Origin of the sequence: Shewanella sp. MBTL60-007, from assembly GCF_019654915.1 — a bacterium.
GTDB lineage: Bacteria > Pseudomonadota > Gammaproteobacteria > Enterobacterales > Shewanellaceae > Shewanella.
Window position 1 is genome coordinate 40,959 of sequence record NZ_BPET01000037.1, and the last position, 16,014, is coordinate 56,972.

Consider the following 16,014-nt stretch of genomic DNA (forward strand, 5'->3'; position numbering starts at 1 on the left):
TTATTTGTGAGAGTTGCGGCGAATAATCTTGTTGGCTTATTACGCGCAAAGTAGCATAAGTTATCATCAATAAAACAAACCGGTAGGGTTAGTTCACAACCGATTTTTTAATCTAAGAAAAACACAATAATTATAAAAATCATAAATTCAAATCAATGTAGGACACAAAATGAACGATAAGATATCAACGATCATCTATACCGAAACAGATGAAGCACCAGCATTAGCTACACTCTCTTTGTTACCTATTATTCAAAAGTTCACTCAAACCGCAGGCGTCGACGTAGAAACTCGCGATATTTCTCTTTCTGGGCGGGTGATTGCTAACTTCCCTGAGAAACTAACCGCTGAGCAACGCATTGGTGATGCACTTGCTGAACTGGGCGAGTTGGCGAAAAAGCCAGAGGCAAACATCATTAAGCTGCCTAACATTAGTGCATCAATCCCTCAACTTAAGGCATGTATTCTTGAGTTACAGAACAAGGGTTATGACATCCCTAACTACCCTGACGAGCCAGCAAACGAAGCTGAAAAAGAGATCCAGGCGCGTTATGACAAGATTAAAGGCAGTGCGGTAAACCCTGTATTACGTGAAGGCAACTCTGATCGTCGTGCGCCAAGTTCGGTCAAAAAGTTTGCACAGAAAAACCCGCACTCTATGGGCCAATGGCTCCCTGAGTCTAAGTCGCATGTTGCTCACATGAGTGAAGGGGATTTTTTCGGTAGTGAAAAGTCGGTCACGGTTGCTGATGCGGGCAGTGTCTCTATTGTACTAAGCAAAGCAGATGGTTCTGAGCTTGTGCTACGAGACGGTATTGCTCTGCAAGCGGGTGAGGTTGTTGACTCGGCTGTGATGAGCAAAAAAGCATTGGTCGAATTTTATGAGCGTGAAACTAATTTGGCTAAAGAGCAAGATGTATTACTGTCGCTGCACTTAAAAGCCACCATGATGAAAGTATCTGACCCAATCTTATTTGGTCATGCAGTAAAAGTTTACTACAAGGATGTGTTTGCTAAATATTGCGAGCTATTTGAAGAGCTTGGTGTCGATGTTAACAATGGTATTGGCGATGTTTATGCAAAAATAGCCACATTACCAAGTGATCAAAAAGCTGAAATTGAAGTTGACTTGGCCGCGGTTTACGCAAATCGTGCTGAGCTTGCAATGGTGGATTCCGACCGTGGGATCACTAACTTACATGTACCAAGTGATGTCATTATTGATGCTTCTATGCCTGCTGCTATTCGTACCTCTGGTCAAATGTGGGGCCCAGATGGTCAGCTAAAAGATATGAAGGCGATGATTCCTGATCGTTGTTATGCAGGTGTTTACCAAGAGACGATTGATTTTTGCATCAATAACGGTGCATTCGACCCAAGCACCATGGGCAGCGTGCCAAACGTTGGTCTTATGGCACAAAAAGCCGAAGAATACGGTAGCCATGACAAGACGTTTGAAATTGCAGCCGCTGGCACAGTGAACGTTGTTGATCAAACCGGTAAAGTTTTAATGTCTCACCAAGTTGAGCAAGGCGATATCTTTAGAATGTGTCAGGTTAAAGATGCGCCTATCCGCGACTGGGTGAAACTTGCGGTTAACCGTTCACGCTTGTCTGCTACTCCTGCAGTATTCTGGTTAGATGCTGCGCGTGCACATGATGCTGAAATCATTAAGAAAGTAGAACTTTACCTTAAAGATCACGACACATCAGATCTTGAGCTTCATATCATGTCACCAGTTAAAGCAACGCGCTTTACATTGGAGCGCGTTAAAGCCGGTAAGGATACCATTTCGGTAACCGGTAATGTTTTACGCGATTACCTAACGGATCTGTTCCCAATTTTAGAGCTAGGTACCAGTGCTAAGATGTTGTCAATCGTGCCACTAATGAATGGTGGCGGCTTATTTGAAACTGGAGCGGGTGGTAGTGCGCCTAAGCATGTTCAGCAGGTTGAGAAAGAGGGTCACTTGCGTTGGGATTCATTAGGTGAATTCCTTGCACTGGCTGCTTCGTTAGAACACCTAAGCCAAACAACGGGCAACGCAAAGGCTCAAGTTCTAGCCGACACCCTTGATGTTGCCATCGGTCAATTCCTCGACAGCAACAAGTCTCCTTCACGCCGTGTAGGTGAACTTGATAACCGAGGTAGCCATTTCTATTTGGCGATGTACTGGGCACAAGCCGTTGCAGCACAAACGCAAGATCTTCAATTACAAGCAGAGATTGCAGAGTTGGCTGAAGCATTGACAAGTAACGAAGATAAGATTGTTGCTGAGTTAAATGGTGTCCAAGGGCCAGCTGTTGATTTGGGCGGCTATTACCGTTTAGATGCGAGTAAAGCCAAGGCAGCGATGTGCCCGAGTGCCACACTCAATGGATTGATTACTGGTTAGTCTAGTGGAGGCCTGTTGTCACATACAGGCCTTCTTTTCTTGAATGTGAAGCAATAAAAAAGCAGAGTAGGATAACTACTCTGCTTTTTTTATCTCTTATCGCAACTTACACCAAGCTAAACAAGTACTTGCTCAATTTTACTTTGAACACATACTTATTTAGATAAGTATTAGTTTGTTGGCGATATTGCTGATGCGTGCATCCCTTTTGGACCTGCTTCTACTTCAAAATTGACTGGTTGGCCTGCTTTTAGAGTTCGATAGCCTTCCATTTCAATGGTAGAATAGTGCGCAAAAACGTCTTCACCGCCAGCATCAGGGCATATAAACCCGAATCCTTTGGCGTTGTTGAACCATTTAACAGTTCCGCTTGCCATACTTCCACTTCCTTCTGTTGTCTACTTCCCAGTAAGATAGTAAAACTTATCAACGAGGAAACTCCTCGCTTAATGAACAGAATGAAAGCTGAATAAGTGGTTGTCAAGGTAAAATTAACAAAAAAGCAACAAATAGTAACAAGTCGTACCTGAAAGTAATTCGATATGATTTGTTGAACAAACAGACAGAGTTACATTATCAATTGGTACAAGCCAAAACTAGAGGCTAATATTGAAATATGAGCAGAACAGAAAATATTGAGCATGTAGAAGAGAGTGTTGAATCAGAATTTAAACGTCCTTCTATGTATAAAGTGATTTTAAACAATGATGATTACACACCGATGGACTTCGTCATTGAGATTTTACAACTGTTTTTTAAGAAAGATGAGCAGCAAGCGACGGAAATCATGCTGGCAATCCATCATAAAGGAAAAGGGATCTGCGGAATTTACCCTTTTGGTATTGCCGAAACTAAGGTTGCGCAAGTAAATCAATTTGCAAGACAAAACCAACATCCGTTACTGTGTTCATTAGAGGAGGCCTGATTTGGCCGAATCTGTAGTTATTTTTTAGGGGGTGCTTATGTTAAATAAAGATCTTGAAGTCACCTTAAACCTGGCTTTTCAGCAAGCCAGAGATGCACGTCATGAATACATGACGGTTGAGCATCTGTTGTTGGCATTAATCGATAACCCAGCCGCACAAGAGGCGTTAGTTGCTTGCGGAGCAAATCTTGAGAAATTAAGAGATGAAGTCTCAAGCTTCATTGAACAAACTACACCTATTATTTCCGATCCTGAGGACGAAAAAGAGACTCAACCGACACTCGGTTTTCAACGTGTACTGCAGCGCGCCGTATTTCATGTGCAATCATCTGGCCGCAACGAAGTTACTGGTGCCAATGTTTTAGTCGCTATTTTCAGTGAGCAGGAGTCTCAAGCGGTTTACCTGCTCCGCACTGGTGATGTAACGCGTCTAGATGTGGTCAATTATATCTCCCATGGTTTTTCTAAAAACGATATCGATACTGATTCAGAGCCTCACCGTATTGAAGATCAAACCGAGACCGAAGAAGAGCGTAGTATCCTGTCTCAGTTTACCGCTAATTTAAATGAGCTCGCTAAGAGCGGTAATATCGACCCGCTAATTGGGCGTACCGATGAAATTGAGCGTTCTATCCAAATTCTATGCCGTCGTCGCAAGAACAATCCCTTGCTGGTGGGTGAGGCGGGGGTTGGTAAAACCGCGATTGCCGAAGGCTTGGCTTATCGCATAGTGAAGGAAGAAGTGCCCGAGGTGATGAGCGAAGCGACCGTATACTCGCTCGATTTAGGTGCATTGCTTGCGGGTACAAAATATCGCGGTGATTTTGAGAAGCGCTTTAAAGGCCTGCTAAAAGAATTGGCGAACGATGAACACGCTATTTTGTTTATCGATGAGATCCACACTATTATTGGTGCGGGCTCTGCTTCTGGCGGCGTCATGGATGCTTCTAACTTACTTAAGCCGCTCTTATCTAGTGGTAAGTTACGCTGTATGGGCTCAACGACGTTCCAAGAGTATCAGAGTATTTTTGAGAAAGATCGTGCACTTGCCCGTCGTTTTCAAAAGGTCGATATCAACGAGCCGTCTGTCGCCGAGACCACTAAGATATTGCAGGGTCTTAAGGCAAAGTATGAAGAGCACCACAATGTGCGTTATACCTTGGCGGCTTTGAGTGTTGCGGCAAGGCTATCTGATAAACACATTAACGACAGGCATTTGCCAGACAAAGCGATTGATGTGATCGATGAAGCGGGAGCGCGTATGGCGATGCAGCCTGCGAGCAAACGTAAAAAGACCATCGGTCAGTCAGAGATCGAAGCGATTATCGCCAAGATGGCGCGTATTCCTGAGAAGTCGGTATCGAGCTCTGATAAGGATATGCTTAAGAATCTTGAGCGTAACCTTAAGATGGTGGTATTTGGCCAGGATCCAGCGATTGAGGGGCTTAGCTCGGCGATTCGCTTGTCTCGAAGCGGACTCGGCGGGGAAAATAAACCTGTGGGTAGCTTCCTGTTTGCTGGTCCCACTGGTGTGGGTAAAACAGAAGTGACGAGTCAGCTTGCCAAATGTTTAAGTCTGAATCTGGTTAGATTCGATATGTCAGAATATATGGAAAGCCATACTGTGTCACGCTTGATTGGTGCTCCACCAGGCTATGTTGGCTACGATCAGGGCGGCTTGTTAACCGATGCGGTGATTAAGAATCCTCATTGTGTTGTCCTGCTCGATGAGATCGAGAAGGCCCACCCTGATGTGTACAACTTGCTGCTGCAGGTGATGGATCACGGTACATTGACCGATAACAACGGTCGTAAGGCTGACTTTAGGCATGTCACCTTAGTGATGACCACCAATGCGGGTGTTCAAGAAACCATTCGTAAATCGATAGGTTTTAAACAGCAAGATCATACCCAAGATGCGCTATCGGAAATCAATAAGGTGTTCTCACCTGAGTTCCGTAATCGACTCGACTCGATTATCTGGTTCAACCATCTCGATATGACCGTTATCGCTAAAGTGGTCGATAAGTTCTTAGTCGAGTTGCAAGCTCAACTTGATGATAAGTCGGTGACGCTCGAAGTCAGTGATGAAGCCCGAACGCTATTGGCGGAGAAAGGCTATGACAAGTCGATGGGCGCACGCCCAATGGCGCGAGTGGTGACAGAGCTTATTAAGCGACCTTTAGCCGATGAGATCTTATTTGGTGAGCTAGAGAAGGGCGGTGTTGCCCGTGTCGATGCCAAAGGTGATGACATTGTGATCACCACCGAGTCACTTGAGAAAGTCGCTCATTAGGCTGATATGAACTGTTAAGGGTCAATAGGTGGCATTCGCTTGTCGTTTATTGGCTCTGGTTCAAAGTGTGATAACAGTATATTACAGACAACAAAAAGCCGGCATTGCCGGCTTTTTAATATACGTTATATAGGCTAATAACTTAGCGTGAACGGAAGACGATGCGTCCTTTGCTCAAATCGTAAGGTGTCAGCTGAACCGTTACCTTGTCACCCGTTAGAATACGGATGTAGTTTTTACGCATTTTTCCTGAAATGTGTGCCGTAACGACATGCCCATTTTCAAGTTCTACACGAAACATTGTATTTGGCAAGGTTTCAAGGATTGTGCCTTGCATTTCAATGTTGTCTTCTTTCGCCATTAATCAGTTATCCTGTTAGCCTTCAAATAATAAAAACGGGCGTATCATGCCGCAAATTCATGCTGCTGTAAAGCAAAGTTATCTAGAACACCCTCTGCTCAGCCCCGTTGTGCCTTAATTAGTAATGTTTTTTATCTCGATTTCGCTCACCCAGCCTGAATGTGTCAGAATTTGGTGAGGTCGGTAATCGCGTTTGTAGTTCATTTTTCTTGACTCATCAATCTGATAGCCAAGATATAAATATTGCTTCTTCATCATCTTAGCAATCTGGGTTTGCAGCAAAATAAGTAAACTACCTAATGAGCGTTTATGTAACTCTGGTGCAAAATAACTATAGATAGCCGACAGGCTATGAGGAAGCACATCGGTAACTGCCACACCAACAAGTTCACCATCGAGACTTAGTTCGATAAACAGTGGTTGTATCCAGGCGGCGGTGGCAAAGCTGTCGTACTGTTCAGGTGTTGCTGGGTACATAGGACCGTCACCATGTCGAGTATTAACATACCGCTCATACAGCTCATATTGCTGAGGTGTTTTATGATCGACTATCTTCCAGCTTAAATCTTGATTGTTTTTTAATGTTCTCTTCTGTCTCTTAGAGAGTTTAAATTCGTCCATATCTAGCCTAATGGGAAGGCATGCGCTGCACAGAGGACACTGAGGTTTATAGATCATGCTGCCGCTGCGTCGAAAACCGAGAGCAAGCAGTTGCTCGAACAAGCTTGGGTCGATCACATCTTCTTGTAAGACCAGTAACTGCTCTTGCTGGTTGTCTAGGTAACTACAAGGAAAAACTTTGGTTCTACCGACAGTGACGGGTCTAGATTTTGAGTTCAATGAATACCTCGGATTTGCGCCAGCAATTGGCTTTAACAGTACCATCCCTTAGATGGGCCAATAGCTTGAGAAAATCATCACGTTTAATGGATTTAGCTCCGAGGCTGTCTAGATGTGGATTCACCACCTGCGCATCGATGAGCTTAAAACCACTGCGTTGTAAATGTTGCTGTAATACGATCATAGCAGCTTTAGAGGCATTCGTTGTACGATGAAACATGGATTCACCACAAAAAACTTGGCCAATAGCCAACCCATATAGCCCACCAATCAATTCATTGCCTTGCCAAACCTCTAGGGAGTGAGCATGGCCTTGCTGATGTAAAGCCAGATAGGCTTGTTGGATTTCGCTAGAGATCCATGTGCCATCTTGCCCAGCTCTAGGCTCGGCGCAGCCAGCTGTGACCGCGTTAAAGTCATGATTAATCGTGTAGGTCCAATCTTGTTTTTTAAGGTATTTAACTAAGCTGCGGCTGATTTTCATATTACCGGGCACAAACACCGCGCGGGGGTCGGGTGACCACCACAAAATGGGATCATCGAGGTTAAACCACGGAAAAATACCGTTGTAGTAGGCGTTGAGTAAGCGCTCGGGCCTTAAGTCTCCGCCGACGGCGAGCAAACCATTAGGCTCGCTCAAGGCTTGCTCGGGAGGTGGGAAACCTTGCTGCGTATGATTTAAATAGGACAGTGAGTTCACAATTGAGTAAGATTAATAAATATACTTATCCTTAAAGTTAGCGGAAAAAGGCTTATGTTGAAACATCATCTTATTGTTTTCACGGTTATCTGTTTATTTTTTGCTATACCGAGTTCATTCGCTGCGCCCTATGACCGTAATCAGGCGGTGCCAGTGGAAAAAGTGGAGTTCGGACAGGTCATCTCGGTGCGTAATATTACCGAGAAACAGCTGGTAGAAGATCGCAATACTGGCTGGAAAACCTTCGGCGGCGCCTTGATAGGTGGCGTTATCGGTCATCAGTTTGGTGGCGGCTCAGGTCAGGATGTGGCAACGGTTTTAGGCGCACTATTGGGCGCTGGAGTGGCTAATCGATATGGCGATAGCTCCTATTATCAAGAGCTAAGGTTAGTCGAGATGATGATTGCTCTAGATACTGGCGAGCAGGTGATGGTGCTTCAAGATTTAGATCCCGGCATGATATTTAATGTCAACGACGAGGTTAGGGTGGTTTACCTGAGAGGGTATGTCAGGGTCGATCGTCAGATGTAGCTATGACCCATCAAATCGTCTCTCAATCATAGAAAAGCCGCTAACTTAGCGGCTTTTCTATCTCTTAGGACTCATAACCATAGCTATAGCCGTAAACACACTTTAGTTGCCAATTAATCGCAAAGATTTATACGACTGAGTAGGCTGATTGATTGAGCTGGCGTATGGTGGACTCGATAATGTCTAGCTGCTCTTCAAATAGCTGCTCATCGTGGGCGCCGCCAATGCTGAGGCGAATGCAGTTATCATGATTGTTAAAGTCATCACCATTGCGAATGAGTATTCCTTTTTGCGCTAAGGCGGTCACCACATGGTGGGCCTTGAGTGGCGCCTTGAGTTGCAGCCAGCCATTGAGGCCACGCCAATTTTGTTTGAGCCGAAGTCGCTTTCCCATATCGATGCACAGTGCTTGTCGAGCGGCTACCTGTTGCTCTCGTTGTCCCATGAAATTGCTATTTTCGATGATCCTGCAGGCAAGCTCGGTGTTGAGTGATGACACCATCCAGCATTGACTATAAACCGCTTTTTTGATGGAACCAATAAACTTACTGGGAATGAGCATGAAGCCCTGTCGCAATCCGCCACAAAACATTTTCGATAAGCTAGACAGGTAAATTACGCACTGCTCATCCTCATTGCCAGCTTGGTCGAGTGACCACATAGGTGTATGCCATTCATCAGGCAGACAGTAGTTCACATCATCTTCGATTATCACGACTTGATAGTGTCTAGCTAACGCGATAATCGCCTCACGTTGATGGTTACTGTATTGGATACAGGTAGGGTTTTGATTATTTGGCGTCAAATAGAGCACCTTAGGCTTAAACTGAACCATTTTTTGCTCCAGTTCCGTTAAATCTAGCCCTTCATCAGTCAATGATACGGGGTGGGCTCTTAGTCCTAACTGCTCTGCTGCGGTATGGATCCCGGGGTAGCAACTTGCTTCGCAAAGTAATGATTCTCCTGCGTGCATCAAACCGTTTAGAATCGAAAAGATCCCCTGTTGTCCACCATGGGTAAATACAATTTGCTCGCTCATTTGCTGGATATTACGCCTGTGTAACCATTGGCTGAACTTGCGCTGATGCTCCGGCAATGGCTCTGCATGATATTGCATCAATTGAGTCAAACGCAGTGGTGTCTTGGCGAGTTGAGCGAGAGCATCGCTTAAAATGGCTGTCTGGTTAGTGAAAGGCTGTTGGCAGGTGGCAAAGTTTACTCTCTGATCCGCAGCTTGATAATCGCTGGGCTTGACGAAAGTTCCAGCTCCTACTTTCGCTTGTACATATCCTCGTTGCTCGAGCAGTGCATAGGCTCGGGTAACAGTGCCGACTGTGACGCCTAATTTGTCGGCGAGCAACCTTTGAGGAGGCAACTTAGCATTTGCCATGAGAGCCCCGCTTTTTATGGCATCTTCTGCCGCCTGTGCGAGGCGTAAATACTTAGCACCTGTGTAACTTTCTAAGTCCGGACTCCAAATTGTACCCATGACAATAAAACCATTGTGTTCGAATTTGTATTGATTATTATGCAGATCTAGTTTGAATTGTGTCAACTATTGTATGCATACAAATGATTTTGTTGTTAAACGCGAACGTTAGCCGTGTTTGATACGAAATAGATGCAAGAAAGTGGTTTGAGTCAAATAGTAGAGGTGGGTGATGGATAATATGTGGGCTTTAATGATTTCAGCGGCAATATTTTGCGCAACCATGACGATGACCCCTGGGCCAAATAATATACTGCTGGCAACATCGGGTGCCAATTTTGGTGTTAGGCGTACATTGCCCCACCTAATAGGGATCCGAGTTGGCCAGACTCTGCTGCATTTCGCAATACTATTGGGGCTTGGTAGTCTTTTTGATGTTTGGCCCATGATGCATCAAGGGCTGAGAATGGCATCGCTCGCTTATCTGTTATTTCTTTGCTACCGCATAATCTCTATGCCAGTTGATAATGAGCCAATGCAGTTTGAACGCCAACCTATGACAATTAAAGAGGCTGCATTATTTCAATGGATAAACCCCAAATCTTGGCTTGCAACAATTACATTATGCACCGCTTTTACCGTTTCGGGTGATAGTTATTGGCTTAGCGCCATTATGGGAGTATTGGTGTTTAACATTATAGGTTTTCCCGCATCTTTTACTTGGGCGGTTTTAGGGGCGGCAATTCGTAATAAGCTTAATACGTCAAGTAGAAGAAAAGGCTTTAATTGGTGTATGGGGGGATTACTGTTGGTTACGATTCCTATGCTTATTCGCTAATGCTTTGCGATATAGGGGCAAAACATTTGCACGGTCGCCAGGAACTCGCCAAACGCTAGGCAGTATCTATTGCAGGAGGGGAGTGTGGGCTAAATGCCCATTTATGGATTTATTGGCTAATCTTAAGTGAGGTGTTAAGCGGGAATTTTTAATATCGCCTAGTGAGGAAACTTAATGTTATCAAAAGAAAAGCTAAAGCAGATGCATGGCAAGGCATATGTTGCATCCTTTGAAAAAGAACAGTCTCAATTTAGGTTAGCTCGCCTCATCCACTCGCTACCCGTGTCTAAAAATCATAAGGTTGCAGACTTTGGCTGTGGTAGCGGTATGCTCGTTCCCTTGCTTGCAGATAGAGTCGATAGCTATACCGGTATCGATTTTTCGAAGCAGTTTATTGAGGCCGCTAAGTGCAAGAACCAGCACTCAGGCTCTAACATTAATTTTGTATGCGCGGATATTTTAACATTTTGCTCAAACAACCAAGCTGTTTTTGACTTGGCCTTTGCCATGGACTTTTCAGAGCATGTGTATGACAAAGAGTGGCTGGACATTTTAAAGGCGATCAACTCCTCTTTAAAAGAGGGCGGTAAGCTTTACATTCATACCCCTAACGCAGACTTCTTTCTTGAGATGATGAAGAAACATAACTTCATCGTTAAGCAGTTTCCTGAACATATAGCGGTACGGGATCTTCAGAGCAATTGTGATTTATTGAAAAGTGCAGGCTTTTCAATAGGCAAATCTAAGTTGATTGCTCATTATAATGTTTTGCGGGCGCTACATCCCATCTCTTTTGTACCAGTAATAGGGCGATACTTTAAAGCTAGAATATTTATCGAGGCAGTAAAAGACAATGTATCGCTACAGAGCCGCTGAGATGGGTGTCTTGTCGCTGCCTATTGGTATTATTCTGTTAACCAAATTCAAAGCTCTCACCACTCTCAAGCCAAGTGGGGTATTTCTGCATTATTGCCTTAAAATCATTGCTTTCAATATGCGCATTTAGCCAGCGCTGCAGATTCGGATAATTACTCGTATCAAACCAAGCTCTATCTACCGAAGCGAACTGGCGGATAAAGGGGTAGATAGCGTAATCGGCGATAGAGGAGGTACTGCCTAAGAGCTGTGGATGCTTTGACAATAAGCTTTCAAGTTGGTTGATAAATAACTCCCCTTGCTGACGGTAGTATTGCTCACTATGCTCTGGGTGCCTATCGGCATATTTATACTTGTCTAACCAAGGTTTGAATTGATTATCGTTGGCGTGAATAAGTGCTTGAGCGATCTCCTGTTGTTGTGGATTATTGCTAAGCAATAGGTTGTGAGGATCACTTTTCATTAAAGCCCAACACATGATCTCTATACTCTCTTCAATCACACTCCCATCTTGCAAAATCATAATTGGCACAGTGCCTTTAGGTGATGCGACAAGCATGGCTTCAGGCTTATGCTTTAGCACTATCTCTCTAAGATTAACTTTTTGACCAGATAATAAAATACCTAAACGAGCCCGCATTGCGTAGGGACAACGTCTGAAAGAGTAGAGTATAGGCAGAGACATAAGCAGATCTTAATTAACTGTGGCTGTATCACTATTTTCAACGTTTAACTGTTAAATAACAATCATTAATGTTAATGAAAATAGCATGACTTATTTATGATTAATACTTGTTGAAACTTCCCCTGCTAAGTAACCCTACATTTTATCCCTGTTTGTGTTTGTGTGATCCATGTAGACTTTGCGCTTTATTTTGACGGGTTGCGCAGGTTTGCCCGTCAGTATTAACCGCACTGAAGATTAAGCTTCAGCTCGCCGTAATAAGGGAAAAAGATGTCAAAAGTCGTTGTCTGTGCCATGTATAAATTTGTGGCTTTACCAGAGTTTAAAGCGCTGCAAGCACCATTATTTAGGGCAATGGAAAGCTCTGGAATTAAAGGGACGTTATTGTTAGCCAAAGAGGGCATTAACGGAACGATCGCAGGTTCGCAGACTGCTATTGATGCGCTTCTAGCGTGGCTTGGGGAGCAACCGGGCTTAGACAATATTGTTTATAAACTCTCTTTTGATGAGGAGATGCCATTTTATCGTACTAAGGTAAAGCTGAAAAAAGAGATAGTAACTATGGGCATCGAAGGTATTGACCCTAATAAAGTGGTTGGCACTTATGTGAAGCCAAAAGATTGGAATCAGTTGATATCCGATCCTGAGGTCATCTTGGTGGATACTCGTAATGATTATGAGATCCAAATCGGTACTTTTAAAAACGCTGTCGATCCAGAAACTGCAACTTTTAGAGAGTTTCCTGAGTATGTGAAGCAAAACTTGGATCCGGCAAAGCATAAAAAAGTCGCAATGTTTTGTACTGGCGGGATCCGCTGTGAAAAATCAACGGCCTATTTAAAAGAGCAAGGTTTCGATGAGGTTTATCATCTCGAAGGTGGGATCTTAAAATATCTAGAAGAAGTTAAGCAAGAAGAGAGCTTGTGGCAAGGTGAATGCTTCGTGTTTGATAACCGTGTAGCGGTTAACCACAGTTTAGAGAAAGGCCAATACAGTCAATGTAATGCTTGCCGTATGCCGATCACCACAGAAGAGATGGCTCTCGAGAGTTTTGTCCAAGGTGTGAGTTGTTTACATTGCATTGATAAGATCAGTGATAAGCAGAAACAGCGATTTATGGAGCGAGAGCGTCAAGTGCAGTTATCAAAACAGCGGGGAGAAGTCCATATTGGTAGTGATGTCAGTCAAGTGATTGAAGCACGTCGCGCCACTAAAGCGCGCGTTAAGCAAGCGCAAAATCGCTAGGGTACATAAACTATTAGCAAAACTTTGTTATAACGCTTAATAAGAAGTCATCAATATTTGAAGGCAGCCGTATGGCTGCTTTTTTATTTGCAAAATGTACTTTTTCCGGAGGTCTGACTGTGCTATTTTGCACGACTTTTTTACCGTTTGAGGGATAGGGGATGTTTGTAGGTTTTGACTACGGTAGTGCTAACTGCGCTATTGGTGTAATTGAAGGCGGCGAAGTGCGTTTGGTTCCCTTATCCGGTGACGCTAAATACTTAAGCTCAACCTTGTATGCAATGGATCGAGAGTTGATTGCCGAGGCTGTACTTAATCAGTTACCTCAAGCAATGCGTCCTGAATATGCAAGGGCGCGTGCCGCTCAATTAAGCCGTGCGCAAGCAGCACGTCGAGAGCTTGATTTGTTACCTAATGAACAAGCGGTATTTGTTGGCGAACAGGCAGTTGAAGCCTATTTGGATATGCCTGATGAAGGGTTTTATGTTCGCTCACCAAAATCTTTTCTTGGTGCCACGGGCTTAAGAGACAACCAAATAGCCTTGTTTGAAGATATTGTCACGCTAATGATGATGCATATTAAACAACAGGCTGAAAGCAACTTTGCACCCACGCAGAAAATCACCCATGCAGTGATAGGACGTCCGGTTAACTTTCAAGGCATTGGTGGCGAGCAGAGTAATCAGCAGGCCGAGGCGATCTTATCACTTGCTGCCAGCCGTGCGGGTTTCACCGAAGTCGATTTTCTATTTGAACCTTTGGCTGCGGGGATGGACTATGAGGCTTCACTCGATGAAAACCTCACTGTACTGGTAGTTGACGTCGGCGGTGGTACAACGGACTGCTCTATGGTAAAAATGGGGCCAAATCATATTGATAATCGTGATCGAAGCGCCGATTTCTTAGGTCATAGTGGGCAGCGGATAGGTGGTAATGATTTAGATATCGCACTGTCTATGGCATCTTTTATGCCACATCTTGGCTTGGGGAGTTTGATGGTCAACCAACTGCCGGTTCCTAGCAAACCATTTTGGAATGCGGTAGCGGTAAATGACATCAGTGCTCAGCGTGACTTTAGTACTTTGGCTTCGAAGAAGTTAATCGAAGATTTGATAAAAGATGCGCAAAAGCCAGAGCTTATCGAGCGTTTGTTAAAAGTACAAAAACAGCAGCTAGGCTATAAACTGGTGCGTAGTGCTGAGCAAAGTAAGATTGCGCTATCTAGCACGCCAGAGGTGGATACGCCGCTGGAATATATTCAAGGTGATTTAAATGCTAGGGTAAGCGAAAGCGATTTTGAAGCAGCGATTACGATCCCCTTGTCAAAGGTTGAGGCCTTGATGCGAGAAGCTCTTGAGCAAGCGGGTGTGATGCCAGACCGTATTTATGTGACAGGCGGTACGGCGAGAAGCCCTGCTATCTATAAACGCATCTCAGGTTTATTCCCTGAGATCCCAATCGTTGTTGGGGATCACTTCGGTAGTGTGACCGCAGGTTTAACACGTTGGGCGCAACGTGTGTTTGCTTAGCCTGAGTGTTATTACCTGAGTATTGCTTCGCTTTAATTATGTAAAGTAGCTCAGGTAAACTAGGCATCGATTTGTTATGTGTTTAAGTTTAGAGAAAGAGTGAGTCATTACCTTAAGGAATTGACATGAAAGGCTTAAGAAAAGGGCTGTTAATCAGCTTAGGATTGTCACTCACTGCAACGCTTGCGTTAAGTGGTTGTGGCGATGATGTGGGTAAGGTGAGCTTAGGCCTATTTACCACAAAGGATGTGATTATCGATGCTAGGCACGATCCCAAAATTCCTGGGGTCACTTGCCATATTAGTCGTATCGAAGCGGACTTAAGTCTTGCGGATCCATCGGATATGAGTATCTCATGCCGTCAAACTGGACCGATCACCGCAGCTGAAATTGCTAATATCGACAAGAGCAAAAATGGTGAAGTGGTGTTTAAAGAATCTTTAAGCATTTTATTTAAGTCGCTCAAAGTGCGCCGAATCTATGATGCTGAGAATCAAACCTTGTTGTATCTGTCGTATTCGACCAAAGAGACCAATGGCAGCCATAAACATGCGTTGTCGACAGTACCGCTTTATGGGACGCAGGCGTGGATTGCGGGTGGTGCAGTTAATACCCACTGAGTTGATTAACTCACAGCATGGTGAGATTAGTGATGCATTAAAAAGGGCGAATATTATTCGCCCTTTTTATTAATATGCTTATAGAAGCGTTATTTGTTAATCAGCGCCGTGGCACTGCCTGTTACTGAGTCGTACACGATCTTAATATCGGCTTGCTGCCTGTCTTTGATATCGCCAAGAGTGCGCAGTACATAGGTACATTGGGTTTCCCCATCGGGGTTAACCTCTGCCTGATGACGGTAAGCTTGGAAGTCGCTATCGTTATTGACGCTCGACAGAGATACTGATGCGGGATCCTCTTGCAGTGTATTCCAAAGATCGACGCAGCCTTGTTCACCTTTACCGATATTTTTAGGTTTGCTCATCGGGTTGCCTTTATCTATCCCAAGTGGGTAACCATGGCTATTCATATCGAGTTTTCCACCTGCGTAATCAGGCAGATCATTCAACGCACCATTGCCAGCGATAAGCTGCCATTTGGTATGGGAGAAGGTGATGGATTGCTGCAGTGCCGCAGCGGTTGCTTTTACCCGTGCAACTTCGGCTTCCCGCTTAAGGTCGACATATTTTGCGGTTGCGATAACAGCTAAAATACCTAGCACAATAATCACAACGACAAGCTCGATTAGGGTAAAACCTTTGGAAGTGTTAGGGCGACGCATCAAAAATAATCTCTAGAATTAGGGAGTCTACGTTATTTAATAATAAAGTATTTACTCTAATAGCTAAAATAAATAATCTTTT

Annotated in this window: 16 protein-coding genes; 9 read left to right on the forward strand and 7 right to left on the reverse strand. The window is 44.2% G+C overall.

What is annotated here, in order from left to right; translation table 11 throughout:
• The first annotated feature begins 169 nt into the window (after positions 1-169).
• Positions 170-2,395: an NADP-dependent isocitrate dehydrogenase gene (locus tag K5Q92_RS14745; RefSeq protein ID WP_220769749.1), complete on the forward strand. Its 2,226-nt coding sequence runs from the start codon at positions 170-172 to the stop codon at positions 2,393-2,395.
• Positions 2,396-2,565: 170 nt separating this feature from the next.
• On the opposite strand, the gene cspD is transcribed toward K5Q92_RS14745, so the two are convergent.
• On the reverse strand, positions 2,566-2,772 hold the full coding sequence (cspD, locus tag K5Q92_RS14750) for a cold shock domain-containing protein CspD (RefSeq protein ID WP_202720094.1): 207 nt from the start codon (positions 2,770-2,772) through the stop codon (positions 2,566-2,568).
• A gap of 239 nt (positions 2,773-3,011) precedes the next feature.
• Here cspD and clpS point away from each other — a divergent pair, with 239 nt between their 5' ends.
• The gene (gene clpS, locus K5Q92_RS14755; RefSeq protein ID WP_220769750.1) at positions 3,012-3,320 is read left to right on the forward strand and encodes an ATP-dependent Clp protease adapter ClpS; all 309 of its coding nucleotides are present in this window, start codon (positions 3,012-3,014) and stop codon (positions 3,318-3,320) included.
• Positions 3,321-3,357: 37 nt separating this feature from the next.
• Positions 3,358-5,616 (forward strand): ATP-dependent Clp protease ATP-binding subunit ClpA, encoded by a 2,259-nt coding sequence (gene clpA, locus K5Q92_RS14760; RefSeq protein WP_220769751.1) that lies wholly within the window; start codon positions 3,358-3,360, stop codon positions 5,614-5,616.
• Between the two features lie 142 nt (positions 5,617-5,758).
• Here clpA and infA read toward each other — a convergent pair whose 3' ends face one another.
• The 3 genes from infA to aat all read right to left on the reverse strand — a co-directional run bounded on the left by infA (position 5,759) and on the right by aat (position 7,517).
• Positions 5,759-5,977 (reverse strand): translation initiation factor IF-1, encoded by a 219-nt coding sequence (gene infA / locus K5Q92_RS14765; protein ID WP_005500725.1) that lies wholly within the window; start codon positions 5,975-5,977, stop codon positions 5,759-5,761.
• A gap of 114 nt (positions 5,978-6,091) precedes the next feature.
• On the reverse strand, positions 6,092-6,817 hold the full coding sequence (locus K5Q92_RS14770; protein ID WP_259649586.1) for an arginyltransferase: 726 nt from the start codon (positions 6,815-6,817) through the stop codon (positions 6,092-6,094).
• The gene (aat, locus tag K5Q92_RS14775; RefSeq protein ID WP_220769753.1) at positions 6,801-7,517 is read right to left on the reverse strand and encodes a leucyl/phenylalanyl-tRNA--protein transferase; all 717 of its coding nucleotides are present in this window, start codon (positions 7,515-7,517) and stop codon (positions 6,801-6,803) included. The genes K5Q92_RS14770 and aat overlap by 17 nt, the downstream gene beginning before the upstream one ends.
• A 54-nt stretch (positions 7,518-7,571) precedes the next feature.
• On the opposite strand from aat, the gene K5Q92_RS14780 reads away from it, so the two are divergent.
• The gene (locus tag K5Q92_RS14780; protein WP_220769754.1) at positions 7,572-8,048 is read left to right on the forward strand and encodes a glycine zipper 2TM domain-containing protein; all 477 of its coding nucleotides are present in this window, start codon (positions 7,572-7,574) and stop codon (positions 8,046-8,048) included.
• 127 nt (positions 8,049-8,175) lie between these two features.
• On the opposite strand, the gene K5Q92_RS14785 is transcribed toward K5Q92_RS14780, so the two are convergent.
• Positions 8,176-9,537, reverse strand: coding sequence for a PLP-dependent aminotransferase family protein (locus tag K5Q92_RS14785; RefSeq protein WP_220769755.1), 1,362 nt, complete (start codon positions 9,535-9,537; stop codon positions 8,176-8,178).
• A 172-nt stretch (positions 9,538-9,709) separates the two neighbouring features.
• Here K5Q92_RS14785 and K5Q92_RS14790 point away from each other — a divergent pair, with 172 nt between their 5' ends.
• Positions 9,710-10,315, forward strand: a complete 606-nt coding sequence (locus K5Q92_RS14790; RefSeq protein WP_220769756.1) for a LysE family translocator — start codon at positions 9,710-9,712, stop codon at positions 10,313-10,315.
• 174 nt (positions 10,316-10,489) lie between these two features.
• Positions 10,490-11,191 carry a bifunctional 2-polyprenyl-6-hydroxyphenol methylase/3-demethylubiquinol 3-O-methyltransferase UbiG gene (locus K5Q92_RS14795; protein WP_220769757.1) on the forward strand — a complete coding sequence of 234 codons (702 nt, stop codon included), beginning with the start codon at positions 10,490-10,492 and terminating at the stop codon, positions 11,189-11,191.
• Positions 11,192-11,228: 37 nt separating this feature from the next.
• On the opposite strand, the gene K5Q92_RS14800 is transcribed toward K5Q92_RS14795, so the two are convergent.
• A complete protein-coding gene (locus K5Q92_RS14800; protein WP_220769758.1) occupies positions 11,229-11,876 on the reverse strand; it encodes a glutathione S-transferase in 648 nt (215 codons plus the stop codon).
• A gap of 270 nt (positions 11,877-12,146) precedes the next feature.
• Here K5Q92_RS14800 and K5Q92_RS14805 point away from each other — a divergent pair, with 270 nt between their 5' ends.
• The 3 genes from K5Q92_RS14805 (at position 12,147) to K5Q92_RS14815 (ending at position 15,270) form a co-directional block, all read left to right on the forward strand.
• Positions 12,147-13,121: a rhodanese-related sulfurtransferase gene (locus K5Q92_RS14805; protein WP_220769759.1), complete on the forward strand. Its 975-nt coding sequence runs from the start codon at positions 12,147-12,149 to the stop codon at positions 13,119-13,121.
• A gap of 161 nt (positions 13,122-13,282) precedes the next feature.
• Complete coding sequence (gene yegD, locus K5Q92_RS14810) at positions 13,283-14,650, forward strand: molecular chaperone (protein WP_220769760.1); 1,368 nt, start codon at positions 13,283-13,285, stop codon at positions 14,648-14,650.
• A gap of 125 nt (positions 14,651-14,775) precedes the next feature.
• Entirely contained in the window at positions 14,776-15,270 is a 495-nt protein-coding gene (locus tag K5Q92_RS14815) for a CreA family protein (RefSeq protein WP_259649587.1), read from the forward strand.
• Between the two features lie 89 nt (positions 15,271-15,359).
• Here K5Q92_RS14815 and K5Q92_RS14820 read toward each other — a convergent pair whose 3' ends face one another.
• Entirely contained in the window at positions 15,360-15,932 is a 573-nt protein-coding gene (locus tag K5Q92_RS14820) for a prepilin-type N-terminal cleavage/methylation domain-containing protein (protein ID WP_220769761.1), read from the reverse strand.
• Between the last annotated feature and the right edge of the window lie 82 nt (positions 15,933-16,014).